This is a genomic window from Streptomyces sp. GbtcB6, from assembly GCF_019091475.1.
Lineage (GTDB): Bacteria > Actinomycetota > Actinomycetes > Streptomycetales > Streptomycetaceae > Streptomyces > Streptomyces hyaluromycini.
Map to the genome: position 1 here is coordinate 1 of NZ_JAGXJL010000535.1, position 230 is coordinate 230.

The window sequence follows — 230 nt, forward strand, 5'->3', positions numbered from 1 at the left end:
CGCAGCTTCTCCAGCGTGAGCCTGCCGCTCACCCGGCCCGCGCTGATCACCACGGCGATCTTCCCCTTCATCTGGACCTGGATCGACTTCTTCACCCAGCTCATCTACCTCTTCGTCCCGGACAAGTTCACGCTCACCCTCGCCCTGGTCACCCTCGTTGACTCCTCCAGCCAGTCGGTGTTCGGCCCGGTGTTGGAGATGGCGGTCATTGCCCTGCTGCCGATCGTGCT

1 pseudogene is annotated in these 230 nt (G+C 63.5%); it reads left to right on the forward strand.

The features are described from left to right. Positions 1-230 (forward strand): annotated as a pseudogene (locus tag KVT45_RS55890) (carbohydrate ABC transporter permease); the annotation flags it as partial.